Genomic DNA, 25,854 nt, shown 5'->3' on the forward strand with positions numbered 1-25,854 from the left:
TCCCTCAGGAGCGCTTGTCGATCACCTGGTCGACCAGGCCATAGTCCCTGGACTCCTCGGCGGACAGGAAGTAGTCGCGCTCGGTATCGCGCTGGATGCGCTCCAGCGGCTGGCCGGTGCGTTCGGCGAGAATCTTGTTGAGGCGTTCGCGGGTCTTGAGAATCTCGCGCGCATGGATCTCGATCTCGGTGGCCTGGCCCTGCATGCCGCCCAGCGGCTGGTGGATCATGACCTGGGAATTGGGCAGCGCGAAGCGCTTGCCCTTGGCGCCCGCCGCCAGCAGGAAGGCGCCCATGCTGGCAGCCATGCCGGTGCACAGCGTGGACACGTCGGGCTTGATGAAGTTCATCGTGTCGAAGATGGCCAGGCCCGCGCTCACGGAGCCGCCGGGGCTGTTGATGTAGAACGAGATGTCCTTGTCGGGATTCTCGCTTTCGAGGAACAGCAGCTGGGCCACGACGAGGTTGGCCGTCTGGTCGTTGACAGGACCCACGAGGAAGATCACCCGGTCCTTGAGCAGGCGCGAGTAGATGTCGTACGACCGCTCGCCGCGGCCGGACTGTTCGATGACCATTGGGATCATGCCCAAACCCTGAGTTTCCAATGCGCTCATGTGTTCTCCAGTACTAGGGGGCTACTTTAGCCGTATCCGGAAAGAAAATGGGGCTTGTGCGCAAAAGCACAAGCCCCGCAGATGCCGACCTGCCCGCCGATCTCACGAAACGGCAGGCGGGCGGTGCTCAAACCCTCAGGCCTGGCCCATCAGTTCGTCGAAGGACACGGCCTTGTCGGAGACCTTGGCCTTGCCCAGCACGAACTCGGTCACGTTGTTTTCGATGACGACGGCCTCGACTTCCGCCAGGCGCTGGCGGTCGCCGAAGTACCAGCGGGCCACGTCTTCGGGCTTTTCATAGCTGGCGGCCAGCTCTTCCACGTGGGCCTTGATCTGCTCGGGGGTGGCGTGCAGTTCGTTGGCACGGACCAGTTCGGCCACCACCAGGCCCAGGCGCACACGGCGCTCGGCCTGGGGCAGGAACACGTCCTCGGGGATCTCGGCCTTGTCGGCGTCCTTGATGCCACGCTGCTGCAGCTCGGCGCGGGCGCCTTCCAGCAGACGGGCCACTTCGGCCTGCACCGATGCCTTGGGCAGCTCCAGCTCGGCCTTGGACACCAGGGCGTCCATCACGGCCTGCTTGTTGCGACCCTGGACGCGGAACTTGACTTCACGCTCCAGATTCTTCTTGATGTCGGCGCGCAGGCCTTCCACCGTGCCTTCGGCCACGCCCAGGGCCTTGGCAAAGGCTTCGTCCACTTCGGGCAGGTTGGCGGCCTCGATCTTCTTGACCGTCACCAGGAAGTCGGCGGTCTTGCCGGCCACGTCCTTGCCATGGTAGTCGGCGGGGAATGCCAGCGGGAAGGTCTTGGACTCGCCAGCCTTCATGCCGCGCACGGCGTCTTCGAATTCCTTGAGCATCTGGCCTTCGCCGACCAGGAACTGGAAGTCTTCGGCCTTGCCGCCGGAGAAGGTCTCGCCGTCGATCTTGCCTTCGAAGTCCACGGTCACGCGGTCGCCGTCCACGGCCACATCGGCCTGGGCGCGCTGCGCGAAGGTACGGCGCTGCTTGCGCAGGATGTCCACGGTCTTGTCGATGGCGGCGTCGTCCACTTCGGCCGTCAGCTTCTCGACCTCGGCCGATGCCAGGTCACCGATCTTGACTTCGGGCATCACTTCGAAAATGGCTTCGAACTGGGCCTCGCCCTCGGGAGCGCCTTCCTTCTCGGAGATGCGGGGCTGGCCGGCCACACGCAGCTTGGCTTCGTTGACGGCCTGTGCGAAGGCTTCGCCGACCTTGTCGTTGAGCACTTCGTACTGCACCGAGTAACCATAGCGCTGGGCCACCACGCTCATCGGCACCTTGCCAGGGCGAAAGCCGTCCATCTTCACGGTGCGCGCCACCTTCTTGAGGCGGTTTTCCACTTCGCTCTGGATGGAGTTCAGGGGCAGGCTCAGCGTGATCTTGCGCTCGAGCTTTTCAAGGGTTTCAACAGTAACGGCCATGTTTGTTCCTATGAGGATTGGACCGTGCCGGCTGCCGTGCAGCCCGCACCGTATTGCGCAAAAGTCACGGTGCGACGCGGACCGAAGCCAGTCGGCCACGCGGCACCTCAGATTTCAAGGGCTTACATCGCATGCGCCTGGCCGCCAGGGCCGCGCATGGTTCGCTCAACCCGTGATGTAAGCGAAGCCAGACATTATAAACGAGGGGATTTTGCCCTCCAGATACGCCTTCTTGCGGGGTATCCCGCAAACGACGGATCAAGCCCGTTTCCTCTGGAGGAAACGGGCTTGTGCAAGGTTCACCGCGATTGAGCGATGTTCGTGCGTGGTGCGCGGGGGGCGGGTCGTCATCCCTTTGGAAACAACAACTTGAGTCTTCAACGCGGGATCTGCACGGGCTTTGGGGAGCGCCTGACCTGGCACGGAGCGGGTGCTGTGCAGCCATGGGGCATGGGCACAACAGCCTGCGCGTGCACCCTGCCAGGGAGCACCCGAAGTGGGGTCGGATCAAATTGAAACATCTGGCCATCCGCCATATACTGTATGTGCATACAGTAGAAAGAAGACGTGATGCAGCACCAGATTGAGACGGTCAGGGATGATGTGGAGAGCGCCAGCGAGCAAGTGGCCGCCATCTGCGAGCTGCTGAATGCAGCCCGGGGCTCCTCTGTGCACGCATCGGCCATCACCGCATTGCTGCTGCCCGTCTCGCGCCGGCTCAGTGCCGCGGCCGGCGATCTGGCGGACCATCTGCACCGCAACCCGGTGCAGGACGGCAAGCGCGGCTGAACGCGGAGCCCTCGTCCATCGCAAGACCCCGCATCGCGGGGTCTTTTCATTGGCGTGCCCGATGGCCGCGGTCGCGCAAGGGCGCTGGCGTGCCCGGGCCGCGCACAGGCCCCAGCGATTGCCGGTGAGGCGCCGGTAGGCAACCATGCAATCCATGCCCGGCCTGCGCGCCGACCCCGGCTTGCCGCCGGCCCGAGGCCTTCGCGATCCGTTGGCCGGGACCTGCTGCCGCATCCGTGGCGACAGGCACGGCGGATGTCCGGTGGCGGATCCGCGGGCCGGGCCCCACGAGGAGTTTCAGTGAGCCCTGCCATCCCTTTGCCCGCGCCGGCCACGGCGCACCGGCCCTTTGCCTGCACCGCTTCTTGCGCTCGGCAGGAGGCTGTCTGATGCAGGCCATCGCCCATGAATACGAGACGCTGGACGAGCTGTGCATGCGCCAGCTGGGCACCACGCGTGGCGTGGTGGAGGCCACGCTGGAGCGCAATCCGGGGCTGTCGGCCCATGGGCCGCATCTGCCTGCCGGCCTGGCGGTCGAGCTGGTCGAGCCGCTTCAGGCACCGGCCCTGCCCCTGGTCAATTTCTGGGACTGATATGGATCACGAGACCATCGTCAAGACGGCTGCCGTCGAAGGCGCCAAGGCCGCGCCGCCCGTCACCGTCGTGGCAGCGAACGTGGCCAGTGGCTGGACCATGACGCATGCGGCCACCGCACTGACCATTCTCTACGTGCTGCTCCAGGCCGCCTATCTGCTGTGGCGATGGCGCAATGAGCGGGAGGACCGGCGTGCGCGCCAGGCCGAGCAGGCGGCGCGCAAGACACCAACCGCCGACCCCGGGGACGGGCCATGAGCACGGGCCGTGTTCCTGCCGCGGGCCTGGGCATCGGCGCCGCCATCCTGGCCGCCTGGATGGCTGCCGAGGGCTTCAGCGCCAATCCGATCATCCCTGTGCGCGGCGATGTGCCCACCATCGGCCACGGCGCCACGCGCTACGAGGACGGCACGCGCGTGAGCCTGGCGGATCCGCCGATCACGCGCGAACGCGCCCGCGACCTGGCCGCCAACCTGCTGGAGCAGCAGTACGGAACCTGCGTGCGCGATTCGCTGGGCGATGCGCCGGTGTATCCGGCCGAGTTTGCCCAGGCCGTGGATTTCGCGGGCCAGTATGGCTGCGAAGCATGGCGCGGCTCCAGCATGCTCGCCAGGACCCGCGCCGGCGACCATGCCGGCGCCTGCCAGGCCTACCTGGCGTATCGATTCATGACCAGCAGCCAGGCCTTGCAGGGCTACAGCGCCTATCGATGGGATGCCGCCGGGCGGCCCGTGCGCTGGCGCTTCGACTGCAGCGCACCGGGCAACAAGGTCTGCCGGGGCGTCTGGACACGCCAGCAGGCGCGCCACGCGGCCTGCATGCAGGTGCAGCCGTGATGGCCCGTTGGCAGGCCGGTTTGCAGGCCCGCGCCTGGCCATTGCTCGCCCTTGTGCTGGCGGCACTGCTTGTCTGGCAATCCCTGGCGAGGCTGGGTGCCGAACGCGACGCGGCCCGCGCCCGCGCGGATCTGGCAACGGACCGCGAAGCCGCCACCGCCACGGCACTCGCGGCCTCCGAGCGCTACCGGCAACTGGAAGGAAGCTACCGTGAAAACCTGGACACCCTTGCGCGCGATGCCGACCTGGCTCTGGCGCGCGCCGCGGCTGATGCCGATGCTGCCCGCGCTGCTGCTGGCCGGCTGCGCGGCGACCTCGCCGGCTATCTCACCGCCCATCGTGCCGCAGCCCAGGCTCGCGCCGCTGCCGGACAGTGCGCGCCAGACACCGGCGCCCTCGATCTGCTGGCCGAGCTGCAGCGCCGCGCTGACGAGCGCGCGGGAGAGCTGGCGCGCATTGCTGACGATGCCCGAGGCCGGGGCAACGCCTGCGAACGTGCCTACGAGGCCGGATTCACCTTGACCCAGGAGTTGCACCATGCTCAAGCCCGCTAGCCTGCGCGATGCGCTCGTCGCCGCCCTGCCCCAGCTGCAGCAGTCGCCTGGCGACCTCAGCTTCACCATCCAGAAAGGCCGTGTGGTGAACACCGGGACGCCCTCGCTGTCCTGGGAGTACCGCTACACGCTGAGCCTGGTGATCGCGGATTTCAGCGGCTCCATCGATGCCGCGACGGTGGCGACGCTGGTCTGGGCGCGGCGCCATCAGCCGGATCTGTTCGACCACGCCGAGCGGCGCGAGCAGGCCATCCGCTTCGACCTGGCTCCTGCCGCCACGGACACGGCAACGCCGGCCGCCCTGCCCCGGCTCGCCATCGAGATCGACCTGGTGGAGGCGGTGCTGGCGCGTCCGCGCGAGGGCAGCCCAGGCACCTTCGACCTCATCCATAAGCCCGAGCCGCCCGGCCAGCTCGACATCACCCAGCGCGAGCTGTGGGAGCTGTTCCTGTTCGGTGAGAAGGTGGCCGAGTGGAACTACGACCCGCGCTGAGTCGGCCACGGCACCCGCGCCACGGTCTGCGCCGGGCCGCATGTGGCGGCCCGCGGCACGCACGGCACACGGCGACACGCCGGGGCCCGGCCGGCACCATCGACGCCATGGATTCGCCCGTCCCACAAACCGAGAGCCCCTACGAGATCATCCGCCGCCTGGAGGGACTGATCCGCACGGGCACCATCGCCGCCGTCCGCCACACGCGCCCCGCGCGCTGCCGCGTCCGGACCGGCAACCTCACCACCAACTGGATTCCGTGGCTGGCCCTGCGCGCCGCGGGCGAGAACGCCAGCGTCTGGTGGCCCCCGGCCGTAGGCGAGCAATGCCTGCTGCTGTCGCCCGGTGGCGACCTGCTGGGCGCCGTGGCGCTGACCGGTATCTACAGCAGCGCGGCGGCCCAGCCCAGCGACCGGGCGGACGTCTGCCGCACGCAGTGGAGTCCCACCGATTCCATGGAGCATGACCGCGCCACGGGCCGGCTGCACATCGACGTGGCCCACGGCATCACGCTGCGCGTGGGCAGCTCGGTGATCGAGATCGACGAGCAGGGCATCCGCCTGGAGGCGGGCGGTGGCTCGGCCACCGTCAATGCGCAAGGCCTGACCAGCGCGCCCGACGTGACCACCGGCCCCATCAGCCTGCTGCGCCACCGCCATGGCGGCGTGAGGGCGGGCGGCGCCACGACACAGGGGCCGCTATGAATCGCCACACGGGACGCCGCATCGAAGGCATGGAGCATCTGCGCCAGAGCGTGGCCGACATTCTGTCCACCCCCATCGGCTCGCGCGTCATGCGCCGCGACTACGGCTCGCTGGTGCCGGCGCTGCTGGACCAGCCCGACAACCTGGCCACCCAGGCGCGGTTGCGCGCGGCCGTGGCCGGCGCACTCATGCGCTGGGAGCCACGCATCCGCCTGACGCGCATCGTGGTCGAGCGCGACCGCAGCGCGCCGGGCCGGGCCGATCTGACGCTGATCGGCACCTTCAACAACACGCGCCGCACGGCGCCGCTGAGCCTGCGGCTGCCCATCACCCGCACCGCCACCGCCCCATGAAGCAAGACATGCCCACCCACCTGGACGCCCTGCCGGCCCCCAGCGTCGTCGAGGCGCTGGATTTCGAGCGCATCCTCGATGCCCACCGCGCCGACCTGCTGGCGCGCCACCCCGAGGCGGCCGAAGTCCTGGCGCTGGAGAGCGAGCCGCTGAACAAGCTGCTGGAGGCGCACGCCTACCGCGAACTGCTGTACCGCGCCCGCGTCAACGATGCGGCGCGCGCCCACCTGCTGGCGTTTGCCCGGGGCGCCGACCTGGACCACAAGGGCGCCTTCTACGACGTGGCCCGCCTGCCCGGCGAAAGCGACGAACGCTACCGCCAGCGCATCGTGCTGCGCGTGCGCGCCCTGGCCGGCAGCGGCACGGCCGAGCACTACGAGCACCTGGCCATGACGGCCAGCGCCAATGTGCACAGCGCCATCGCCACGCAGCCCCAGCCCGGCCGCGTGAGCGTGCAGCTGTGGCTGGTCGATCCCGCCCAGGCCGAAGAGACCCTGGCCATCGTGCTGTCAGCCCTCAACGCGCCCGGCGCGCGGCCGCTGGGCGTGCCCGTGTCGGTATCGCTGGCGCGCCCGCGCCCCATCGACATCACCGCCCACCTGCTGCGCGAGCCCGGTGCGCCCGTGGACATCGTGGCGCGCCTGCAGGCCGGACTGGCCGCGCAGATCGCGGCCTACGCGCTGCTGGGCCGCGATGTGCCGCGCTCGTGGATCACCACGCGCCTGCATGTGGACGGCATTGCCCGCGTCACCTACCCCGACGCCCAGGCCCCGGCCGAGCTCACGCCGCTGGCCGCCGACGAATACCCGGTGCTGGGCCGCGTGCAACTGGTGGACGAGGGCCTGCAGGCATGAGCACCGCCGCCATCGTCCCGACGGCGCCCCGCCGCCATGTGCTGCCGCCCAACGCCACGGCGCTGGAGAAGGCCGTGGACCAGGTCGTCCCGAATTGGGATGGCCTGGCCGGCGCCTTTCCCGCGCCGGCCCATGGCGAGCCTGCGGCCTTTCTGCCCTGGCTGGCGGCCGAATGGGGCATCGCCCAGTTCGACCGCTACTTCAACGACGTGCCCACCCTCATCGCCAACGGCCTGCCGTGGCTGCGCGAGCGCGGCACGGCCGCGTCCATGCAGCGCGCGCTGGGCTGGCTGGGGTATGACGGCGCCCGGCTCGATGAGGACGGCGCCTGGCTGCACCTGGACCTGGGCCGCATCATCGGCGATGCCGAGCTGACCGGCGTGGCCCATGTGGTGCGTGCCAGCCTGCCCGCCCATGTGCGTTTTTACCGCGTCTTCCACGGCCACGACCTGCGCCCGCTGCGCCTGGACCAGGGCCCGGGCCTGGACGCGGGCATGCTGGACAACGACAGCGGCACCTGGACCGATGTCTCGCCCCATGGCGAACCGATCAAGCTCAGCCAGGGCCTGCCCCGGCTCAGCCTCACCACGGCGCCGCTGACGCAGGCCGTGCTCACCGCGCAGCTGTTTCGCGTCACCACCATCGCCACCTATGCCGACCGCATGCTGCTCGATGCCTGGACGCTGGACAGCGAGATCCTGATCGACGCAAGCCTGGGCATCACCGAGGTCAACGCCACCACCACGGGCAAGCCCGCCTACTACGCGCCGCTGCGGCCCATCCCCGCCGAGGCCATGGCCACGCAAGGCGCCTGGACCGCGCCCGCGCCGCAGGCCCTGGCCAGCCTGCACCCCTGGGCCAGCACCGAGCGCCCACACGACAACACCCGGACCTGGACCGGACGCTGGGACAGCACGCCCTGGCGCCGCTCCTTCGAAACCCGCACCACCACCACCGAAGAACCCGAGGAACCCTGAACATGGCAGTTCTGCAGCAAGCGGGCCGCATCGCCCTCGCCAAGGCCGTCGCCGCCCAGACCATTCACATCGCCTGGGGCCGCGGCCTGCCCGCCTGGGACGCCGCGCCCGAGCCCGAACCCATCACCGCCAACGCCCTGGTCGACGAGATCGGCCGCCGCCTGGTCACCGAGGTGCGCTTTGCGCGGCCCGACGACAACGGCGAGATCGAGCTGCCCAGCGGCGCGCGCTACAGCATCAGCGACACGCCCACCCACTTCGTCTACCTGCGCGCGGCCTTCGGCTTCGACGACGGCAAGGGCGAGGACGTGCGCGAGATGGGCGTGTTCTTCGGCACCCAGGTGGCCACCGACGTGCCGCCCGGCCAGCGTTGGGTCCTGCCCGGCCAACTGACCGGCAAGGGCGAGCTGTACACGCTGGAGCGCCGCCCCAAGATCCTGCGCAGCGGCAGCGTGCGCCAGGTCGAAGAAATCATCCTCCCCTTCTGAGCAGCGCCCCATGAGCCAGACCAAGATCTACGACCGCTTCGACGCCGCCAAGCGCTACGACAAGCTGCGGTTCGCGGCCGACCGCGTACTGCAATCGGCCGAACTCAACGAGCTGCAAAGCATGCAGCAGCACCGCCTGCGCGGCATCACCGATGTGCTGTTCAAGGAAGGTGACATCGTGCGCGGCTGCCAGTGCATCACCGCGCCCGACACCGGGGCCACCACCATCGAGGCCGGCGCGCTCTACGTGGCCGGCGCCGTGCGCGGCATCACGCCGGGCACGCTCACCGTCGCCACCATCGGCACGGTCTATGTGGGCGCCTACCTGCAGACCGAAACCATCACCGAGCTGGAAGACCCCGACCTGCTCAACCCCGCCGCCGGCACGCGCGGCTATGGCGAGCCCGGCGCCCTGCGCGAGCGCGTGACCCTGGTCTGGGGCGCACAGGGCGATGGCACGGCCGGCACCTTCTACCCTGTGTGGACCATCATCGACGGCTCCGTCATGCCCAAGGAGCCGCCGCCCAACATCGACGCCGTCACCCAGGCCCTGGCCCGCTACGACCGCGACAGCGCCGGCGGCACCTACGTGGTGCGCGGCCTGGACGTGGTCATGGGCGAGGACCTGGCCACCGGCCAGCAGGTCTACACCGTGCGCGAAGGCGCGGCCCGCGTCAACGGCCACCCGCTGGAGCTGGGCGCCAGCCGCCGCCTGGTCTACGAGGCCAAGCCCGACCTGTTCTTCGTGGACAGCGAGCCCCACACGTCGGCCGGCACCACCGCCCAGCGCATCCGTTTCGACCGCCAGCCCGCCGTGGGCACGCCCCAGGTGCGCGTGCAGGCGCGCAAGACCGTCACGCTCACGCACGGCGGCTTCACGGGCGCGGCCGACCCGCTGCCCGACAACGCCGTGCTGGCCGTGGACAGCGTGGTCCAGGCCGGCACCAGCTACGTGCAGGGCACGGACTGGAAGCTGGTGGGCGGCCAGATCGACTGGAGCCCCTCGGGCGCCGAGCCCGTGCCCGGCAGCACCTACCAGGTCACCTACCAGTACATGCTCAACGCCACGCCCACGGCCGTGGACTCCACGGGCTTCACCGTGGAAGGCGCGCTCAAGGACACGCTGGTGCTGGTCAGCTACCACTACGCGCTGCGCCGCTACGACCGCCTGGTGCTGGACAGCGAAGGCCAGCTGCAATGGGTGGCCGGCGTGCCCGCCGCCTGGTCGCCCAAGGTCCCGGCCGCGCCCAGCGGCACCCTGGCCCTGGCCTCGGTCTACCAAAGCTGGGACGGCAACCGCCGCGTGGACCAGGACGCCGTGCGCGTCGTGCCCATGCAGACCCTCAAGGCCTACCAGGACCACATCCAGACCATCTACGCCGACCTGGCCGAATTGCGCCTGTCGGTGGATGTGTCGGGGCGGCACAGCGGCATCAAGAAAGGGCTGTTCGCCGACCCCATGCTGGACAACGGCCTGCGCGACGCGGGGCGGGCCCAGACCGGGCATATCCTGGGTGGCCAGTTGCAACTGCCCATGACTGCCGCGCTGCACCAGATCGGCACCGACCTCACCGCGCCCCAGACCACGCCCTACCAGCCCGTGGCGGTGCTGGGTCAGTTGGGGCGCACCGGCACCATGCTGGTCAACCCCTACGGCGCATTCGACATCCTGCCCAGCGCCGCCACCCTGACGCCGGCCGTGGACTACTGGACCGACGTGCAGACGCAGTGGGCCAACCCCATCCTCCTGCGCCTCACCCCCAGCCAGGCCCGTCCCTCGGAAACCGAACGGCTTCTATCCGAATCAACCAAGGCTCTCGAACACCTGCGCCAGATCGACGTGCAGTTCTGGCTGGATTTTCCCATTGGTGAAACCCTCACCGGTCTGAGCTTCGACGGCATCGCCGTCATGCCCGAGCCAGTGGCCGGCGGCACGCTCGTGGCCACCGCCCAGGGCCTGCGCGGCAAGTTCAAGATCCCCGCAGGCGTGCCCTCGGGAACCAAGAGCGTGCGTTTCACGGGCCGCGCCGGCAGCCATGCCGAAGCCGTCTTCACGGGCCAGGGCCAGCTGCTCGAGCGCAGCGTGGCCAAGATCACGATCCAGATCTACGACCCGCTGGCCCAGACCTTCACGCTGGGCGCCACCCGGGAGATCTGTGGCACGCGCCTGTGGTTCGCGACGGTGGGTGACAAGGACGTGCAGGTACAGCTGCGAGAAGTCACCGGCGGCGTGCCCTCGCGCAGCATCCTGGCCGAATGCGTGATCAAGCCCGCACAGATCCAGGCCGACATTGCCGCAGCCAAGCCCACCCAGGCACAGTGGGCGCCCGTGCTGCTGGAGTCCGGCGTCGAGTACGCCATCGTCGTGCTGACCAACGACAACACCACGGCCCTGGCCGTGGCCGAACTGGGCGGCTGGGACCAGGCACGCGCGCAATGGGTCACCAGCCAGCCGTACAGCGTGGGCGTACTGCTGTCCAGCAGCAACGCCAGCACCTGGACACCGCACCAGACACGCGACATGGCCTTCGAACTGCTGGCGGCCGAGCACACCGCCAACACCCGCACCATCGAGCTGGGCAGCATCATGGTGCAGGACGCCACCGACCTCATGGTCCAGGCCGGCGCCATGCTGCCCGCGGCCGATGCACAGCTCGTCTTCGCCATGCAGCTGGAAGACGGCAGCACCCTGGAGGCCGCACCAGGCCAGGCCGTGCAACTGCCCAGCCGCTACAGCGGCAACGTGGCCGTGCGCGCCAAACTCTCGGGCAACACCCTGCACGCGGCCCATCTTCTGCCCGGCATGCAGCTGGTGGCTGCCAGCCTGCAGGCCACGGGCGACTACGTCAGCCCCGCCATCAACGCGGGCAACAACGTCGCCCTGAACGTCGTGGCCGAGGCCCTGCTGCCCGCCGGCAGCGCCCTGGCCGTGCAGATGCAGGCCGAAGGCAGCACGGTCTGGGTAGACGTCCCCTATCTGAGCGCAAGCCCCCAGACCACGGGAGTACTGGAGCTCAGCTACCGCCTCACCGGCATCACCGCCGAGCGCCTGCGCGTGCGCCTGGTGCTCACCGGCAGCCACAGCGCCCGACCCCAGGTCACCAACCTGCGAGCCATCGTGATATGACATTGCACGACGACAAGACCGCGCAGGGCTGGCCCCTGCCCCACCCCGACAACCGGCTCGAGGACGACGTGCTGCGCCTGCGCCAGGCCGTGCAGGACGTGGACCAGGCCCTGGCCACCGCACGCCAGCTCATCGACACCAAGGCCGGCGCCCAGGGCGTGCAGGACGCCATGGACATCGTGGCCCAGCGCATCGAGCAGTTGGACACCGCCGTCCAGTCGCTGAGCACCGGCAAGGTCGCCAGCGTCAACGGCGTGGCCGGCATCAACATCACGCTCAACCCCGAGCACATCACACTGGGCCCGGCCAACGGCGCGGCCAGCGAAAGCTTCGGCTACGACGCCCAGGGCCGCATCAGCACCATCACGCGCAGCATCAACGGCTTCAGCGCCACCACCGCCGTCAGCTACGACGGCGCCGGCCGCGTCGCCCAGCAGCAGACCAGCTACCGCGGGCGCGTGCGCACGCAAACCTATGCCTACGACGCCGCCACGGGGCGGGTGTCGGGGGTCAATGCGACGGAGGTACAGGGATGAGTTTCGATGTGGTGACGCACAGCGAGGTGCGGAGGCTGGCGCAGAGCCTGGACAAGGGGATGGGGCTGCAATTGCGGTCGAGATCGATTTGGAAGGGCGAGGAGCGCTTCGTTCCGGGCATTCGGGTAGGCGGTGAAAGTCCATATCGAATGCAGAAAAAACTCTCACCAGACATTTACTTGGAGCAGATCTGCCATACCGGCGAGGTCTATGCCGGAATTCCCATTGGCGGAAACTATCTCTATACCTCCACTGATTTAAAAACCTGGACCAATCGATCATCTGCTACTCAAATCAGCAAAATCATTACTGTGGGAAAATCCTTAATGATGATTTGGGGTGGTGGAAATCTTTTGAATAGCTCGTATCTCAGCCACTCCACAGACAATGGTCTTTCATGGCCTACCGTTCTGAACGGAACGAGCTATTTAAATGCCCTATGCGGAGCAGGAATTTATGGATTTGCATTCATTACAAGCATAGCCAGCTATTGCTATCTAGTAAATCAGAGTGGCACCTCGGAGTACATAACATTACCCGAATCTCAGTATTGGCGGCATGCATTTCACAATGGATTGCGATATGTTCTAATGGATGCCAGTTGCGAGCGAATTTATACAAGCAATAATGGCAAATCAAATTGGGAATTTGTAACAGGATTGAGCGAATCTCAATCGCAAGCACCTAGCAACTTCGGCAACGCTGCGGTTCGTCAGCCCTATCTGCTAAATGGTCGCTTAATCATTATAGATGTCGCAGCCGGATCAATTTCCACCCAAATATCAGACGACGGAGTTAATTGGCGCACCGGTGCCATCGGCACTCTATTTGGCGAGAATATTCATATTGTAGAAATTGGAAAAAATGCTGCCGCATACAATGGAGCATTATATCTCTCCGCCCGCATCATCAATGGAATTAACGGCGAGAGCGGCAGATTCTCTCTCCTGGAAACTCGCGACGGAATTCGCTTCCGCCTACTACCCAGCTTCTATCTGGCGCGAACAACTGCCGTGGAAGCTCCGCCCGGAGTTTTTTCCAAAAACGATGGAACAGGTCTGATTTTCAACTCAAGCTCTAACACCAATGGAGCGCGATATGAAATTGCGCCTGATGCCAAGGAAATTTACTATGCACTATGAATACGACCTCTGGGGCTGGTACGTCGGCGAGCACGAGGCCTGGCGCGAGCGCTGCACCACGCTGGCACCATCACGAACCGACATGCCAGAGGAGCCCGGCGCCACACGCTGTCTGTGGACAGGCAACGGCTGGATAGAACGCCCCTACGAGAAGCCGCAGATCCAGCCTGAGTCGCCACAGTATCCGGACCCACGCCACATCACCCCCCTGGCCCTGCGCCGCCGCTTCACCCTGGCCGAACGCTTGGCCATCGAGTGGGCCGCCGTGGACCGCGCCGACACCGGCGAGCAGCAGCGCAGGGATGCCGCCCTGCTGCGCGTCTGCCTCAAGGACCAGGAGCAGGCCGGCTTCATCGATCTGGACGACGCCGATGTGGCCACAGGCGTGCGGCTGATCGAAGACCTGCAACTCATCGCACCAGGCCGTGCGGCCGAGATCCTCGGCACCCCGGTCCAGCCCGGCGAACGCCCCTGAATCCCCACCCGCAAAGCCCCGGCGCCTGAACGGCCGCCGGGGCTTTGCCATGGCTGATCGCTGGGAAGAAAACGCGACATGGCAAGCCTGTGTACACCCAGTCAGCACAGTCAACGCCGCTGGCGCCCCCACCCCTGCCGCGAGAACATCAGCGCAACCCGGGCACAGCGCCAGAGGCCTTGCAGGCCCCAGGCGCAAGACCCGGCCAGGACACCCAGACCGCCTTGGCCGCATGAACTCCTGCATGACCACCACCATCACTGTCGATCACGTCAACGCCGCAGCCTGCGCAAAGGTGGCTGCATGAGCCTGGATGCCGTCATCAGCGCCGATCTGGTGAAGACGCGGGCGGAGATTGCTGCGTTGAGCAGTGCCGTGGCGGTTGCGCGCAACGAGATCTCGGGACTGAACACTCAGTTGACCAGCAACAGCCATATCAAAAGCATTCAACGCGGTGTGATCGATATGGGCAGCGTATTGACGAGAACGGTATCCATTACTGCAGTTACTCCGGGGAAAAGCTCTCTCAAGAACCTGGGAAACACTGGCGCGTTTTATTCCAGTGTCTTTACCTCTCAGGGTAACAACAGTGTATTTAGCAGCAATTCTGTGATGCTGGAACTGGTCAACGGCAATCAGATCAAGGCCACCGGCATCGTGGCAACGCCTTATTACAACACTTTGGTCTCCTGGGAACTGGTGGAGTACAAATAAATGCCCCACCACTACGCCCAGCTCACCCCCGCCGGCGTGGCCTTCGCCATCACCGAAACGCGTGCCGAGCTCAACGCTCCCGACCTGCTGCCCCTGCCCCGCTACGAGACCTCGGTGCTCGGCCGACGCTGGACCGGCACGCACTGGGAGGACGTGGCGCAGGCGCTGCCTGAAGCCCCGGCCCCATCCGTTGCGCCCCGCGAACCCGCCCTCCGCCACATCACCCCCCAGGCCCTGCGCCGCCGCTTCACCGTGGTCGAGCGCACGGCCCTGGAATGGGCCGTGGTGGACCGTGCCGAGGCGGGCGAGGCCGAGCGCATGAACGCGGCCACGCTGCGCTCGCTGCTCAAGGACATCGAGCAGGCGCGCCGCATCGACCTCGACGACCCCGAACTGGCCGACAGCCTGCGCCGGTTCGAGGCCTTCGGACTCATAGCCGCGGGGCGCGCCCAGGAGATCCTGGACGGCCCCGTACAAGCCCACGAACAGCCGTGACCACCCCTTTCTGACGACAGCCCCACGGCCCATCCATCCCCCAACCCGGAGAACACCATGGCGACAGCCCCGTTCCATCATGGCATTCGCGTCACGGAAGTGAGCGAAGGCATCAATTCCATCCGCATCGTGTCCACGGCCGTGATCGGCCTCGTGGCCACGGCCAGCGACGCCGATGCGGCGACTTTCCCGCTGAACCGTCCGGTCCTGGTCACCAAGATCGACGCGGCCATCGGCAAGGCCGGCACCAAGGGCACGCTGGCCCAGGCCCTGAGCGCCATCAAGGAGCAGTGCCGCCCGGTGCTGGTCGTCGTGCGCGTGGCCGATGGCGAAGGCGCCACCGAGGCCGAACGCCGCACCGACCAGGACGCCAAGGTCATCGGCACCACTGCCGGCAACCAGTACACGGGCCTGCAGGCGCTGCTGGCGGCCCAGGCACAGCTCGGCGTCAAGCCGCGCATCCTGGGCGCGCCGGGCCTGGACAGCCAGGCCGTGACCGATGCACTGGCATCGGTGGCCATCAAGCTGCGCGGCTTCGCCTACGCGGCGGCCATCGGCAACGATGTGGCCGAGGCACAGGCCTACCGCGAGCACTTCGGCCAGCGCGAGCTGATGCTGCTGTGGCCCGGCTTCAAGGCGCTGGACCTGTCCAGCGCCGCAGTGCAGGACGCCTCGCCCGTGGCCTACGCCCTGGGCTTGCGCGCACGCATCGACCAGGAGCAGGGCTGGCACAAGACGCTGTCCAACGTGCCGCTGTCCGGCGTGCTGGGCATCTCGCGCGATGTGCACTGGGACCTGCAAAGCCCCGACACCGAGGCCGGCATCCTCAACCAGGCGGGCATCACCACGCTGATCCAGAGCCAGGGCCACCGCTTCTGGGGCTCGCGCACCTGCACGGACAGCGAGCTGTTCCGCTTCGAGTCCAGCGTGCGCACCGCCCAGGTGCTGGCCGACACCATGGCCGAGGCGCATTTCTGGGCCGTGGACAAGCCCATGCACCCCAGCCTGGTCAAGGACATCCTGGAAGGCATCAACACCAAGTTCCGCGAGTTGAAGGCCCTGGGCTACATCCTGGACGGCAAGGCCTGGTACGACGAAACGGTCAACGAGACCGCGACGCTCAAGGCCGGCAAGCTGGTGCTGGACTACGACTACACGCCCGTGCCCCCGCTGGAGGACCTGGGCTTTCGCCAGCGCATCACCGACCGCTACTTCGCCGACTTCGCCCTGCGCGTGGGCACTGGCCAGTAAGCGGCACGCGTACCCGACACACCGAACACACCGACTACACGGAACACACAGGAGAAAAGCACCATGGGACTGCCCCGCTCTCTCAAGAATTTCGCCACCTTCGTGGATGGCAACTCGTACATCGGCGACATGCCCGAAGTGGGCCTGCCCAAGCTCACCCGCAAGATGGAAAAGTACCGCGCCGGCGGCATGAACGGCGAGGTCAGCCTGGACTTCGGCATGGAGGCCATCGAGGCCGACCTGACCGCCGCCGGCTACATGAAGGAATTGATCGCCACCTGGGGCACGCTGCGCCATGACGGCGTGCTGCTGCGCTTCGCGGGCGCCCTGCAGGGCGATGACAGCGAAGGCGTGGACACGCTGGAAGTGGTCATGCGCGGGCGCTTCACCGAGTTCGACCCCGGCAAGGCCAAGGCCGGCGACAAGACCGAGATCAAGTACAAGCTGGCCGTCAGCTACTACCGCCTGTCCATCAACGGCCAGGTGCTGATCGAGATCGATCCGGTCAACTTCGTCGAGGTCGTCAACGGCATCGACCGCCTGGCCCAGGTGCGCGCCGCGCTGGGCATCTGAGCCCGGTCCTCTCTTTCCCTTCATCCGAACGCTGACACACCATGGACACCCCCAAGCCCCAGGAAGACCTCCACAACCAGGCCGCCGCCCATGCGGCCGCCCTCGCATCCGGCGACGCGCGCGAGATCACGCTGGACGTGCCCCTCAGGCGCCCCGGCGGTGAACTGGTCAAGGTGCTGGTGCGCCGCCCCAATGCCGGCGCGCTGCGCGGCCTGTCGCTGGTCGAGCTGTTGCACATGAACGTGACCGCGCTGCAGACCCTGCTGCCGCGCGTGACCGAGCCCATGCTGCACAAGGCCGAGGTGCTCCAGCTGGACCCCGCCGACCTGGTGACGCTGGGCACGGAGGTGGCCTCTTTTTTGGTGCCGAAGGCGCAGAGGGAGCAATTCCCGAGCGCGTAGAGGACGCCATGGCCGACCTGGCCATGGTCTTTCACTGGCGGCCGGCGGACATGGAGGACATGTCGCTGGCCGAGCTCGGCCAATGGCACGAACGCGCGCGAGAGCGCCACGAAAACCAGGCCTGAGCACCACACCACACCACTGCCCGCCCCTGCCCATGATTTCCACAGACCACCAACGCCGCGCCGGCCAGGGAGCAGCCCATGGCCGTTGACACCCTGCGCCTGGACGAGGTGCTCAAGCAGGCCGACCTTGTGCAGAAAAGGCTGCAACGTCTGCGCACGGACAGTGCCAGCACGGCACAGGCTCTCGAATCCACGGGCAAGCGGCTGCAGGAACTGCAGCGGCGCCAGGCCATGGTGGGCGAGTTCCGCGAGCTGCGCCCGGCGCTGGAGGACACCAATCTCAAGCTGGCCGCGGCCCGCGCTCGCATGATGGCGCTGGCGACCGCCCAGAGCACCGCGCGCACCACCACCAAGGCCCAGCGCCAGGAGCTGGCGCTGGCAGTCCAGGAAAGCACACGACTGGCACAGCAACAGCGCGAACAGCAGACCCGGCTGCAGGGCCTGCGCGAGGGCCTGCGCGCCACCGGCATGGACACGCGCAATCTGTCGCGCCACGACCGGGCGCTGCGCGCTGACCTCGCGGCCACCACGGCCCAGATGCAGCGCCACAATGCCGTGGCCGCCGCAACGGCGCAGCGGCGGGCCGGCATCGACGCCATGACGGCGCGCGGCAAGGCGCTGGCCGAGCGGGGCAAGGCCCTGAGCGAGGCCGGCGGCACGGTGCTTGCCCCCGCTCGCTCCGTGGTCCAGGCACAGATGGCCTACGAGCAGCCCGCGGCCCAGCTGGGCGCGACCATGGCGGGCCAGGACGGCAAGCCTGCGGCCGCCTACCAGGAGGTCATGAACCTGGCCAAGAACCTGGCCACGGCGCTGCCCGGCAGCACGGCCGAGTTCATTGGCATGATGGATGCGCTGCAGCGCCAGGGCGTGTCCGCGCGTGACGTTCTGGCAGGCGTGGGGGAACAGGCCGCCAGGCTGGGCCTGGTGCTGGGTACCTCGGCCAGGGACTCGGCCGAGTTCGCGGCCCAGCTGCAACAGGCCACCGGCGCGAGCGCAGACGACATGGCGGCCCTCGCGGATACCGTGCAGCGCGCCGCAGGACTCAAGCTCGATCCTGCCCAGATGCTCAAGGGCCTGGACGCCATCGGCAAGGCACTGCCCCAGCTGGGGCAGCAGGGAGCCAGGTCGGGCCAGATGTTCGCTCCGCTGCTGCTCCTGCTCGACCAGGCCGGCATCGGCGGCAAGGTGGCGGGGGACGCCCTGGCCCAGATGCTCAAGCGCGGCATGGACCCCAAAGGCCTCGCGGGCATCAACAAAAAGCTCGCCACGGAAAACATCTCGCTGGATTTCAGCGATGCCCAGGGCCGGTTCGGTGGCACGGACCAGCTCATGGCCCAGCTGGACAAGCTCAAGGGCATGAAAAACACCGGCCTGCGCGATCAGGCGCTGGCCAGCCTGGCAGGCGGCGACAAGCAGACGCTGCAGGCCCTGCAGGCCTTGATGCAGCAAGGCCCCGCAGGCCTGCAGGCCGTTGCCGCGCAGATGGCGGCGCAGGCCAGCCTCGAGCAGCGCGTGGCACTGCGCCTGGACACCGTGGCCGCGCAGTATGAAGCCGCCAGGGACAGCTACAACGGCCTGCTGGGTGATATGGGCGAGACGATCGCCCCCGACGTCAAGGGCCTGCTGGGCACGCTGCGCGAGATGACCGAGGGCCTGCGCGGCTGGGTCAGGGAGCATCCGGAGATCGTCAAATGGTCGCTGCGCCTCGTGGCGGTGGTCGGCCTGATGCTTTCGGGCCTGGGCCTGCTGGCCTCGGTGGTCGGCGGCATTCTGGGCCCCATCGCCATGGCACGCGCGGTCATGCCCATGCTGGCCGCTGGCGCCAGGCTGGTGGCCGGCGCGTTCTCTGTCCTGATGGGAGGCGTCGGCATGCTGGGCTCCATGCTGCGCGTGGTTTTCGCCAGCCTGCTGGCCAATCCGCTGGCCATGGTCGGCCTGGGCCTCATCGGCTTTCTGACCTCTCTTTTCAATAGCTGGAGCCAGATCACGGCCGCCTTCCAGAAGGGCGACTGGAGCGCCATCGGAGGCATCTTGCTGCAGGCGCTGATGAGTGCCCTGAATACCGCCACCCTGGGCCTGCTGGGGGCCATCCAGAGCATGGTCGCCACGGTCTTCAATCTGCTGCGCTCGCTGTTCCAGGCACTGGACTGGGCCGCCGTGGGAAGTGCCATTCTCAACGGCCTCGCGGCCGGCCTGGAGATGGCCGCCCAGGGGCTGCTGGCGGTGCTCCAGGGCCTGGGCAACCTGGTCATCACCGCCGTGCGCCAGCTGTTCGGCATCAACTCGCCGAGCACGGTGTTCGCGGAGATCGGCGGCTTTCTGATCGAAGGACTGATCGCTGGCCTGGCCGAGCGCGCCGCGGCGCTGCGGGATGGTGTCGTGGGTGTGGCCACGTCGATCGGCTCCTGGTTCAAGGAGACCTTCAGCTTCGGCGGCCCGGACGCCACCTCCCCATCGCCACCGTTGCCCGAGCAGGGCCGCGCCGGCGCCCTGCGCCAGGGCATTGCCGCCGCCGCCACGGCAGCCACCCTGGCCACGGGCTCCATGCCCGCCCTGGCCGCGCAAGGCACCGTGCGCATCGACAGCCGGGCGCCGCTGGCCGGCGCCGCCGCGCCCCCACCTGTGCCTGTGCCCATGGCCGGCGCCACCATCCACATCACCGTCAACGCAGCCCCCGGCCAGGACGCGCAGGCCATCGCCCGCGCCGTGGCCGCCGAGCTCGACCGGCGCGAGCGAGCCAGGCGCTCCAGCGTGCTGTCGCAGCTGTCGGACATCGACTGAGGACCAAGAGCATGCTGATAATGCTGGGCCAGTTTGCCTTTGGCATCGACACACTGGCGTTCGACAAACTGGTGCGCAGCAGCACCTGGCGCCATCCGAGCAACAGCCGCGTGGGCGCACGCCCCGCGCGCCAGTCGCTGGGCCCGGGCGACGAAACGCTGTCTCTGACAGGCGTGCTCGCGCCCGAGTTCCGGGGCACGGCCAAGTCCCTGGACAGCCTGCGCAAGATGGCCGACGAAGGCGATGCCTGGGCCCTGGTGGGCGGCGAGGATGTGCTGGGCGCGTGGGTCATAGAGAGCCTTCAGCAGACCGGCACGCACTACAGCGTCGATGGCCGCGCACGCCGCATCGAGTTCGAACTGAAGCTGGCCCGCGTGGACGACAACCAGGCCCAGGGCGACGGCGGCGTCGACCCCTGGCCCGACGGCAGCTACTGGGAATGGTGGATCTGATGACCACGCGCGAGCACGCCTACTCCCAGCCCCGCTATGAAATCCTCATGGACGGGCACAACATCACCAGCCACGTGAACACGCGGCTGATGAACCTGAAGCTGACCGAATCGCGCGGCGAAGAGGCCGACAAGCTCGAGCTCACGCTGGACGACAGCGACGCCCGCCTGGCCCTGCCCGGCAAGGGCTCCAGGATCGAACTGAAGCTGGGCTGGGCCGGCCACGCGCTCATCGACAAGGGCAGCTACGAGGTGGACGAGGTCGAGCACCAGGGCGCGCCCGACAAGATCATCGTGCACGCACGCTCGGCCGAACTCAAGCGCCAGCTGCGCACGCGCTCAGAGCACAGCTACCACGGCAGCACGCTGGGCCAGATCGTGCGCGGCATCGCCCGGCGCAACGGCCTGCAGGCGCGTGTGGATGCGCAGTTCGAGAACCTGCGCGTGGAGCACATCGACCAGACCCACGAAAGCGACCTGCACTTTTGCAGCCGCCTGGCGCGCCAGTACGACGCCGTGTGCACGGTCAAGAAAGGCAGGCTGGCCTTCATCGCCATCGACAGCAAAACCACGGCCTCCGGCCAGCCCCTGGAGACCGCGATCCTCACCCGGGCCGTAGGCGACAGCCACAACTACCACACGGCCGCGCGCAACGACTACAGCGGCGTGCGCGCCTACTGGAACGATCCGCAAAGCGCCGAAAAGCGCAGCGCCACGCAGGGCGCCGAGGACAACGAAAAACGCCTCAAGGACACCTATGGCAGCGAGGCCGAGGCCCAGGCCGCCGCCAAGGCCGAGATGGGCCGCATCCGTCGCGCCAAGGCCACCATGGGCCTGACGCTGGCCCTGGCGCGCCCCGACCTGATGCCGCAGACGCCGCTGAAACTGCAAGGCTTCAAGCCGCAGATCGACGACACGCCCTGGCTGGTCGTCAAGATCCAGCATGAGCTGGGCGACAGCGGCTTCATCTCCAAACTCACGCTGGAAACCCGCACCAGCTGACGGCTGCCTTCAGCGCGCGGCCAGGGCCGCCACGGCCAGGATGGCGCTGCGGCCCGCCTCGTCCGCGCGGCCATAGCAATCGAGCAGCTCGCGCTCGTCCGGAGCCAGGGTGTGGGCCGATGCGTTCGCATGCTGGCCCGTCACCACATACAGCACATCCATGCCCAGGCCCGCCATCACGGCCAGGGCGGCCGCATTGGGCGATTGCTCGCCCTTCTCCCAGGTGGCAAGGGTGCCGCGCGAGACGTCGCAGGCATCGGCCATGGCGAGCTGCGCCACGTCCAGACGCAGACGCTCTTGCCTCAGCCTTTCACCGATGTGTTCGAAATTTCTTCTATTCATCAATTGACATGCTCGAAATTTCGAGCAATGATGTGCGCAACAGTAACCAAACCATCCCAAATACTACATGACAGCCAAGCACTCTCCGAGCGCGGCGCCCGGTACCCCTGCCGAGCCGGTGCTTCATGACAAGCCCGTGCCGCTGCGCATGACGGCCTCCGAGCGTGAACGCCACTGCCGCTACGCCAGCCAGGAAAGCCGCAGCGCCTCCAACTTCGCGCTGAAGCTGTACCGCATGGGCATGCAGCAGTACGAGCAGCAACTGACGCAGCCGCGGCCGACGGCACCGGCCGCCGAATCGATCACCCCCCCTTCGTCCACCCGGGGCGCCGCCGCGCCCGCCACCAGGAGCCAGCCATGCGCATGATGTGCCCCCACTGCAGCGAACACGCCTACACCCGCACCAGCCTGCAGCTGACCAGCACCAGCCGCGAGACCATCTTCCAGTGCCGCAACTTCGAGTGCGGCCACGTGTTCTCGGCGGTGACGGAGATCAACCGCACCATCAGCCCCAGCGCCATCCCCAATCCGTCGGTGATCCTGCCCATGAGCACCCACATCAAGCGCAAGCTGCTGCAGACCCAGCTGGACGCCATGCCCTCCTCGCAATACGAAGGCGCGGCGCACCGGGTGGCCCAGGCGGCCGAATCCGCCCCATCCACCGAAGGCGCGCGCAGCTAGCGCGGCCGGGGCGCATTCACCCCTGCTGAAGGCGTCCCATCCGGCGCGCGGGCAGCCCGCCTGCACCGCCGCCACCCCAACCAACCGCCCCCTCGACCTGCGGAGCCTGCATGAAGGCCCTGCGGGATGTGCTCACCCTGAAACGACCTGGACAGACCATGAAGCTCGGCGAACTGCGCCTTTCCGACCTGATGCGGCTGCTGCGGGCAGACGAGGCGCCCGCGCCCGACTACCGCCCGGTGGCGCCGGCCGCGCTGCCTGCGGCCTACCAGGGCATGAGCGTCGAAGACTGCCGCAACCGCCTGCGCCAGCTCCAGCGCGAGGCCGCGCAGCGCGCCGGCAACGGCCGGTACGCCAGCGCCGAAAGCCGCGAATGGGCCCACCTGGCCAGCCACTACCGCATGGCCCTGGTGCTGCTGGCCGGCATAGACGGCGAGATCGAAGAGCTGGCCCTGCGCGACTGGCGCGAAATGCCTCCGCCCGAGCGCGACGCCATCCGCCGACAGGTCCGCGCCCTGCGCACCAGCCTGCTGCCGCTGCGCGCGCTGGCCCTGAGGAACTGAGCCATGTCCGTCCTGCTCCAGGCCCGATCCACCGGCCGCAGGCTGCGCACCGCCAGCCTGCCCGAGTGGGAGCGCCACAAGCCCCGCCCCCACATGGTGCGCAGCGCCATGCAGGCGCTGGAGAAGGCGCTGCCGCCGCAATGGCTGCAGCCCATGAAGCTGCTGGGCCTGGGCCGATGGCACGACAAGGACGGCACGCCCGAATGGGCCGCCTGCCACGACGCGCTGACCGCCATCGACGGCTTCGCGGCCCGCCATGGCCGAGCGGCCGAATGGAACCTGGACGACCTGGAGATCTGCCAGATGGCCCGGCGCCTGAGCGACGAGGTCGGCGAGCTCGATGCCGGCGCCCAGGCGCAGGGCATGGACCTGACCGCGCGCGTCGACCTGGTGCGGCTGATGCTGCGCATGCTGGGCCTGCGGGAAAGCGCGCCCCTGGCCGGCGAGCCCGCCATACGCCGCGCCCAGGATGCCACCTGGTGGCGCCGCCTGCTGCGCCGCCATGTCACGCGCACCGTGGAGGCCGGCGCCGTCAAGCTGGGCATCGTCAACCGGCGCGCCGGCGGCTACGCCAGCAACGCCACCGTGCGCAGGCGCACCGCGCAGATCGAGCGCAACGCCCGCGCCCTGCAGCGCAGCCTCTACAAGAACGAAGCCGGCCAGATCTTCACCCTGGCCGAGCTGGCCGCGCTGTCGCCCGCCAACCCCGTGATCCGCGGCGGCGAACTCATGACGCGCATCCGCGGCGCCGAGGAGTATGCCGACGCGCGCAGCCACGTCGGCCTCTTTCTCACGCTGACCGCGCCCAGCCGCTTTCATGCCGTCACGCTGGGCAGCGGCGGGCGTCCGCGCCCCAACCCGAACTACGACGGCGTGAGCACGCCGCGCGATGCCCAGCTGTGGCTGCGCACCATGTGGGCGCGCGTGCGCTCGCATCTGGGCCGCCAGCACATCGCCATGTACGGCATCCGCGTCGCCGAGCCCCACCACGACGCCACGCCCCACTGGCACGCCCTGGTCTGGGCCGAGTGCGAAGACCACGCCCTCGCCATCGAGGCCGCCATCCGCAAATGGTGGCTCAGCGAGGACGCCGACGAGCGCGGTGCCCGGCGCAACCGCGTCAACGTCAAGCGCATGACCGGCGGCGGCGCCGCCGGCTACGTGGCCAAGTACATCGCCAAGAGCGTGGGCCACGCGGCCCTGGCCGATCACCTGGATGTGGTGCAGGGCCGCCTGTGGGACGTGGAGCAAGGCGGCATGCCCGGCCACCGCCGCGTGGACGCCTGGGCCGCCTGCTGGGGCATACGCCAATTCCAGGCCGTGGGCATGCCCAGCGTCTGCGTCTGGCGCGAGCTGCGCCGCGTCGGCAAGGACCAGGTCGAGCAGTTGCGCATCGATGGCGACAAGGCCAGCTGGCAGGCCTGGGGCGCCAGCCACCGCCACGGCCCCGACATCCCCGCCGACTGGCGCCGCTACATGGAAGCCATGGGCGGCCACTGCCTGGGCCGCGCGCACTGGCACCTGCGCCTGGCGCGCCGTCCCGTGCCCATCGGCGCCGTCAACCAGTATGGCGAGGCCATCGCCCCCGGCCGTGGCCGCGTGGTGGGCCTTGAGACCCGCCGCGGCCAATGGCTGGTCTCGCGCCGCATCGCCTGGCGCGCCGTGGCGCGCGCCACCGAGGTCCTGCACGACGCCCATGGCTGCGACGCGGCGCCGCAGACGCTGCCCGCCCGCGCGCCGCTGGCGCGCCCTTGGACTGGTTTCAATAACTGTACGGCCCGGCTCACGGGCCACACGCTGCGTGCCCTGTTCGGCCACGGCAGGCGCCAGCACGAGCGCGAGGACCGGGCCCTCCCGTCCACACCGCATCGCCACCCTGATTTCCCCACTGATCCGGCCCCCTGCCCGGTGCTCCATCAGTCCCCATCCCGCGCCACACCGCGCACCCCGCCATCCATTTCCTGCTGATCCACCGAGGAGGACACACCATGCACCACAACATCACCGCCCTGCGCAGCTACCGCGCCACCCTCATCCCTCACGGCGCCGACCCCGCCGAGCTGGACCAGCTGGCCGACGCCCGCCTGCTGCCCGTGCTGCGCCTGAAAGCCGCCAGCGCCAGCCATGCCCAGGCCTGCGCCCAGCTGGCCAGCGGCCGGCCCGTGCTGCGCATCGAGCGCGTGGAGCGCAGCAAGGCCGGACAAGGCACGCCGCGCCACGCATGAGCCGCAACCCGATCGCGACCCGCACCGGAGAACATCCCAATGAAGCCACAGAACATGGAACTCTTTCACAGCGCCCCACGCCTGGACACCCTGGGCATCGCCAACTACCTGGGCCTGAGCCGCGAGCACGTCACCGCGCGCCTGACCAAGCGAGCCGACTTCCCCAAGCCCTTCATCAACGCCAGCCGCCGCATCCGCTACTGGCGCATGGCCGACGTCAAGGCCTGGGCCGAGGGGCGCCGGTGAGCCGGCACGCAGCGGCTGCCGTG

General features: G+C 68.4%; 33 protein-coding genes. 30 read left to right on the forward strand and 3 right to left on the reverse strand.

What is annotated here, in order from left to right; translation table 11 throughout:
- Positions 1–4: 4 nt before the first annotated feature.
- Together clpP and tig are read right to left on the reverse strand one after the other, a co-directional pair.
- Positions 5–613: an ATP-dependent Clp endopeptidase proteolytic subunit ClpP gene (gene clpP, locus L1Z78_RS18610; protein WP_275444457.1), complete on the reverse strand. Its 609-nt coding sequence runs from the start codon at positions 611–613 to the stop codon at positions 5–7.
- 135 nt (positions 614–748) lie between these two features.
- Positions 749–2,059, reverse strand: a complete 1,311-nt coding sequence (gene tig, locus L1Z78_RS18615) for a trigger factor (RefSeq protein WP_234637853.1) — start codon at positions 2,057–2,059, stop codon at positions 749–751.
- Positions 2,060–2,629: 570 nt separating this feature from the next.
- Here tig and L1Z78_RS18620 point away from each other — a divergent pair.
- The 24 genes from L1Z78_RS18620 to L1Z78_RS18735 all read left to right on the forward strand — a co-directional run bounded on the left by L1Z78_RS18620 (position 2,630) and on the right by L1Z78_RS18735 (position 21,774).
- A complete protein-coding gene (locus L1Z78_RS18620) occupies positions 2,630–2,848 on the forward strand; it encodes a hypothetical protein (RefSeq protein WP_234637854.1) in 219 nt (72 codons plus the stop codon).
- A gap of 389 nt (positions 2,849–3,237) precedes the next feature.
- Positions 3,238–3,441 carry a tail protein X gene (locus tag L1Z78_RS18625; protein ID WP_234637855.1) on the forward strand — a complete coding sequence of 68 codons (204 nt, stop codon included), beginning with the start codon at positions 3,238–3,240 and terminating at the stop codon, positions 3,439–3,441.
- A 1-nt stretch (position 3,442) separates the two neighbouring features.
- Positions 3,443–3,700, forward strand: coding sequence for a hypothetical protein (locus L1Z78_RS18630; RefSeq protein WP_234637856.1), 258 nt, complete (start codon positions 3,443–3,445; stop codon positions 3,698–3,700).
- The gene (locus L1Z78_RS18635; RefSeq protein ID WP_234637857.1) at positions 3,697–4,278 is read left to right on the forward strand and encodes a glycoside hydrolase family protein; all 582 of its coding nucleotides are present in this window, start codon (positions 3,697–3,699) and stop codon (positions 4,276–4,278) included. The genes L1Z78_RS18630 and L1Z78_RS18635 overlap by 4 nt, the downstream gene beginning before the upstream one ends.
- Positions 4,278–4,832: a DUF2514 family protein gene (locus L1Z78_RS18640; protein ID WP_234637858.1), complete on the forward strand. Its 555-nt coding sequence runs from the start codon at positions 4,278–4,280 to the stop codon at positions 4,830–4,832. The genes L1Z78_RS18635 and L1Z78_RS18640 overlap by 1 nt, the downstream gene beginning before the upstream one ends.
- Positions 4,816–5,325 carry a phage tail protein gene (locus L1Z78_RS18645; RefSeq protein WP_234637859.1) on the forward strand — a complete coding sequence of 170 codons (510 nt, stop codon included), beginning with the start codon at positions 4,816–4,818 and terminating at the stop codon, positions 5,323–5,325. Before L1Z78_RS18640 ends, L1Z78_RS18645 begins: the two co-directional genes overlap by 17 nt.
- Positions 5,326–5,432: 107 nt before the next feature.
- Entirely contained in the window at positions 5,433–6,029 is a 597-nt protein-coding gene (locus L1Z78_RS18650; RefSeq protein ID WP_234637860.1) for a phage baseplate assembly protein V, read from the forward strand.
- On the forward strand, positions 6,026–6,382 hold the full coding sequence (locus L1Z78_RS18655) for a GPW/gp25 family protein (RefSeq protein WP_234637861.1): 357 nt from the start codon (positions 6,026–6,028) through the stop codon (positions 6,380–6,382). The genes L1Z78_RS18650 and L1Z78_RS18655 overlap by 4 nt, the downstream gene beginning before the upstream one ends.
- A gap of 8 nt (positions 6,383–6,390) precedes the next feature.
- The gene (locus L1Z78_RS18660; protein ID WP_267966987.1) at positions 6,391–7,236 is read left to right on the forward strand and encodes a baseplate assembly protein; all 846 of its coding nucleotides are present in this window, start codon (positions 6,391–6,393) and stop codon (positions 7,234–7,236) included.
- Positions 7,233–8,213: a phage tail protein gene (locus L1Z78_RS18665; RefSeq protein ID WP_234637862.1), complete on the forward strand. Its 981-nt coding sequence runs from the start codon at positions 7,233–7,235 to the stop codon at positions 8,211–8,213. Before L1Z78_RS18660 ends, L1Z78_RS18665 begins: the two co-directional genes overlap by 4 nt.
- Before the next feature lie 2 nt (positions 8,214–8,215).
- Positions 8,216–8,701 (forward strand): hypothetical protein, encoded by a 486-nt coding sequence (locus L1Z78_RS18670; protein WP_234637863.1) that lies wholly within the window; start codon positions 8,216–8,218, stop codon positions 8,699–8,701.
- 10 nt (positions 8,702–8,711) lie between these two features.
- Positions 8,712–11,828, forward strand: a complete 3,117-nt coding sequence (locus tag L1Z78_RS18675; RefSeq protein WP_234637864.1) for a DUF4815 domain-containing protein — start codon at positions 8,712–8,714, stop codon at positions 11,826–11,828.
- Positions 11,825–12,364: a DUF4226 domain-containing protein gene (locus L1Z78_RS18680; protein WP_234637865.1), complete on the forward strand. Its 540-nt coding sequence runs from the start codon at positions 11,825–11,827 to the stop codon at positions 12,362–12,364. Before L1Z78_RS18675 ends, L1Z78_RS18680 begins: the two co-directional genes overlap by 4 nt.
- A complete protein-coding gene (locus tag L1Z78_RS18685) occupies positions 12,361–13,506 on the forward strand; it encodes a hypothetical protein (protein WP_234637866.1) in 1,146 nt (381 codons plus the stop codon). The genes L1Z78_RS18680 and L1Z78_RS18685 overlap by 4 nt, the downstream gene beginning before the upstream one ends.
- Complete coding sequence (locus L1Z78_RS18690; protein WP_234637867.1) at positions 13,496–13,981, forward strand: hypothetical protein; 486 nt, start codon at positions 13,496–13,498, stop codon at positions 13,979–13,981. The genes L1Z78_RS18685 and L1Z78_RS18690 overlap by 11 nt, the downstream gene beginning before the upstream one ends.
- A 303-nt stretch (positions 13,982–14,284) precedes the next feature.
- Complete coding sequence (locus tag L1Z78_RS18695; protein WP_234637868.1) at positions 14,285–14,695, forward strand: hypothetical protein; 411 nt, start codon at positions 14,285–14,287, stop codon at positions 14,693–14,695.
- The gene (locus L1Z78_RS18700; protein WP_234637869.1) at positions 14,696–15,190 is read left to right on the forward strand and encodes a hypothetical protein; all 495 of its coding nucleotides are present in this window, start codon (positions 14,696–14,698) and stop codon (positions 15,188–15,190) included.
- A 57-nt stretch (positions 15,191–15,247) separates the two neighbouring features.
- Positions 15,248–16,441, forward strand: a complete 1,194-nt coding sequence (locus L1Z78_RS18705; RefSeq protein ID WP_234637870.1) for a phage tail sheath subtilisin-like domain-containing protein — start codon at positions 15,248–15,250, stop codon at positions 16,439–16,441.
- A gap of 63 nt (positions 16,442–16,504) precedes the next feature.
- The gene (locus L1Z78_RS18710) at positions 16,505–17,014 is read left to right on the forward strand and encodes a phage major tail tube protein (RefSeq protein WP_234637871.1); all 510 of its coding nucleotides are present in this window, start codon (positions 16,505–16,507) and stop codon (positions 17,012–17,014) included.
- A 41-nt stretch (positions 17,015–17,055) separates the two neighbouring features.
- The gene (locus tag L1Z78_RS18715) at positions 17,056–17,415 is read left to right on the forward strand and encodes a phage tail assembly protein (protein WP_234637872.1); all 360 of its coding nucleotides are present in this window, start codon (positions 17,056–17,058) and stop codon (positions 17,413–17,415) included.
- An 8-nt stretch (positions 17,416–17,423) separates the two neighbouring features.
- Positions 17,424–17,540, forward strand: a complete 117-nt coding sequence (locus L1Z78_RS18720) for a GpE family phage tail protein (RefSeq protein ID WP_234637873.1) — start codon at positions 17,424–17,426, stop codon at positions 17,538–17,540.
- A gap of 78 nt (positions 17,541–17,618) precedes the next feature.
- Positions 17,619–20,321, forward strand: coding sequence for a phage tail tape measure protein (locus L1Z78_RS18725; protein ID WP_234637874.1), 2,703 nt, complete (start codon positions 17,619–17,621; stop codon positions 20,319–20,321).
- A gap of 11 nt (positions 20,322–20,332) precedes the next feature.
- On the forward strand, positions 20,333–20,773 hold the full coding sequence (locus tag L1Z78_RS18730; RefSeq protein WP_234637875.1) for a phage tail protein: 441 nt from the start codon (positions 20,333–20,335) through the stop codon (positions 20,771–20,773).
- Positions 20,761–21,774 (forward strand): contractile injection system protein, VgrG/Pvc8 family, encoded by a 1,014-nt coding sequence (locus L1Z78_RS18735; RefSeq protein ID WP_234637876.1) that lies wholly within the window; start codon positions 20,761–20,763, stop codon positions 21,772–21,774. The genes L1Z78_RS18730 and L1Z78_RS18735 overlap by 13 nt, the downstream gene beginning before the upstream one ends.
- A 9-nt stretch (positions 21,775–21,783) precedes the next feature.
- Here the strand turns inward: L1Z78_RS18735 and L1Z78_RS18740 are convergent, their stop codons facing one another.
- Positions 21,784–22,116, reverse strand: a complete 333-nt coding sequence (locus L1Z78_RS18740; RefSeq protein WP_234637877.1) for a helix-turn-helix domain-containing protein — start codon at positions 22,114–22,116, stop codon at positions 21,784–21,786.
- 67 nt (positions 22,117–22,183) lie between these two features.
- On the opposite strand from L1Z78_RS18740, the gene L1Z78_RS18745 reads away from it, so the two are divergent.
- The 6 genes from L1Z78_RS18745 to L1Z78_RS18770 all read left to right on the forward strand — a co-directional run bounded on the left by L1Z78_RS18745 (position 22,184) and on the right by L1Z78_RS18770 (position 25,831).
- Entirely contained in the window at positions 22,184–22,483 is a 300-nt protein-coding gene (locus tag L1Z78_RS18745) for a hypothetical protein (protein WP_234637878.1), read from the forward strand.
- Positions 22,474–22,797: an ogr/Delta-like zinc finger family protein gene (locus L1Z78_RS18750; RefSeq protein ID WP_234637879.1), complete on the forward strand. Its 324-nt coding sequence runs from the start codon at positions 22,474–22,476 to the stop codon at positions 22,795–22,797. The genes L1Z78_RS18745 and L1Z78_RS18750 overlap by 10 nt, the downstream gene beginning before the upstream one ends.
- 158 nt (positions 22,798–22,955) lie before the next feature.
- Positions 22,956–23,360: a hypothetical protein gene (locus L1Z78_RS18755; RefSeq protein ID WP_234637880.1), complete on the forward strand. Its 405-nt coding sequence runs from the start codon at positions 22,956–22,958 to the stop codon at positions 23,358–23,360.
- Positions 23,361–23,363: 3 nt separating this feature from the next.
- Complete coding sequence (locus L1Z78_RS18760) at positions 23,364–25,328, forward strand: replication endonuclease (RefSeq protein ID WP_234637881.1); 1,965 nt, start codon at positions 23,364–23,366, stop codon at positions 25,326–25,328.
- 20 nt (positions 25,329–25,348) lie between these two features.
- Positions 25,349–25,585 (forward strand): hypothetical protein, encoded by a 237-nt coding sequence (locus tag L1Z78_RS18765; protein ID WP_234637882.1) that lies wholly within the window; start codon positions 25,349–25,351, stop codon positions 25,583–25,585.
- A 39-nt stretch (positions 25,586–25,624) separates the two neighbouring features.
- A complete protein-coding gene (locus L1Z78_RS18770; RefSeq protein ID WP_234637883.1) occupies positions 25,625–25,831 on the forward strand; it encodes a helix-turn-helix transcriptional regulator in 207 nt (68 codons plus the stop codon).
- The last annotated feature ends 23 nt before the right edge of the window (positions 25,832–25,854 follow it).

The sequence above is a fragment of the Delftia tsuruhatensis genome (assembly GCF_903815225.1).
Lineage (GTDB): Bacteria > Pseudomonadota > Gammaproteobacteria > Burkholderiales > Burkholderiaceae_C > Comamonas > Comamonas tsuruhatensis_A.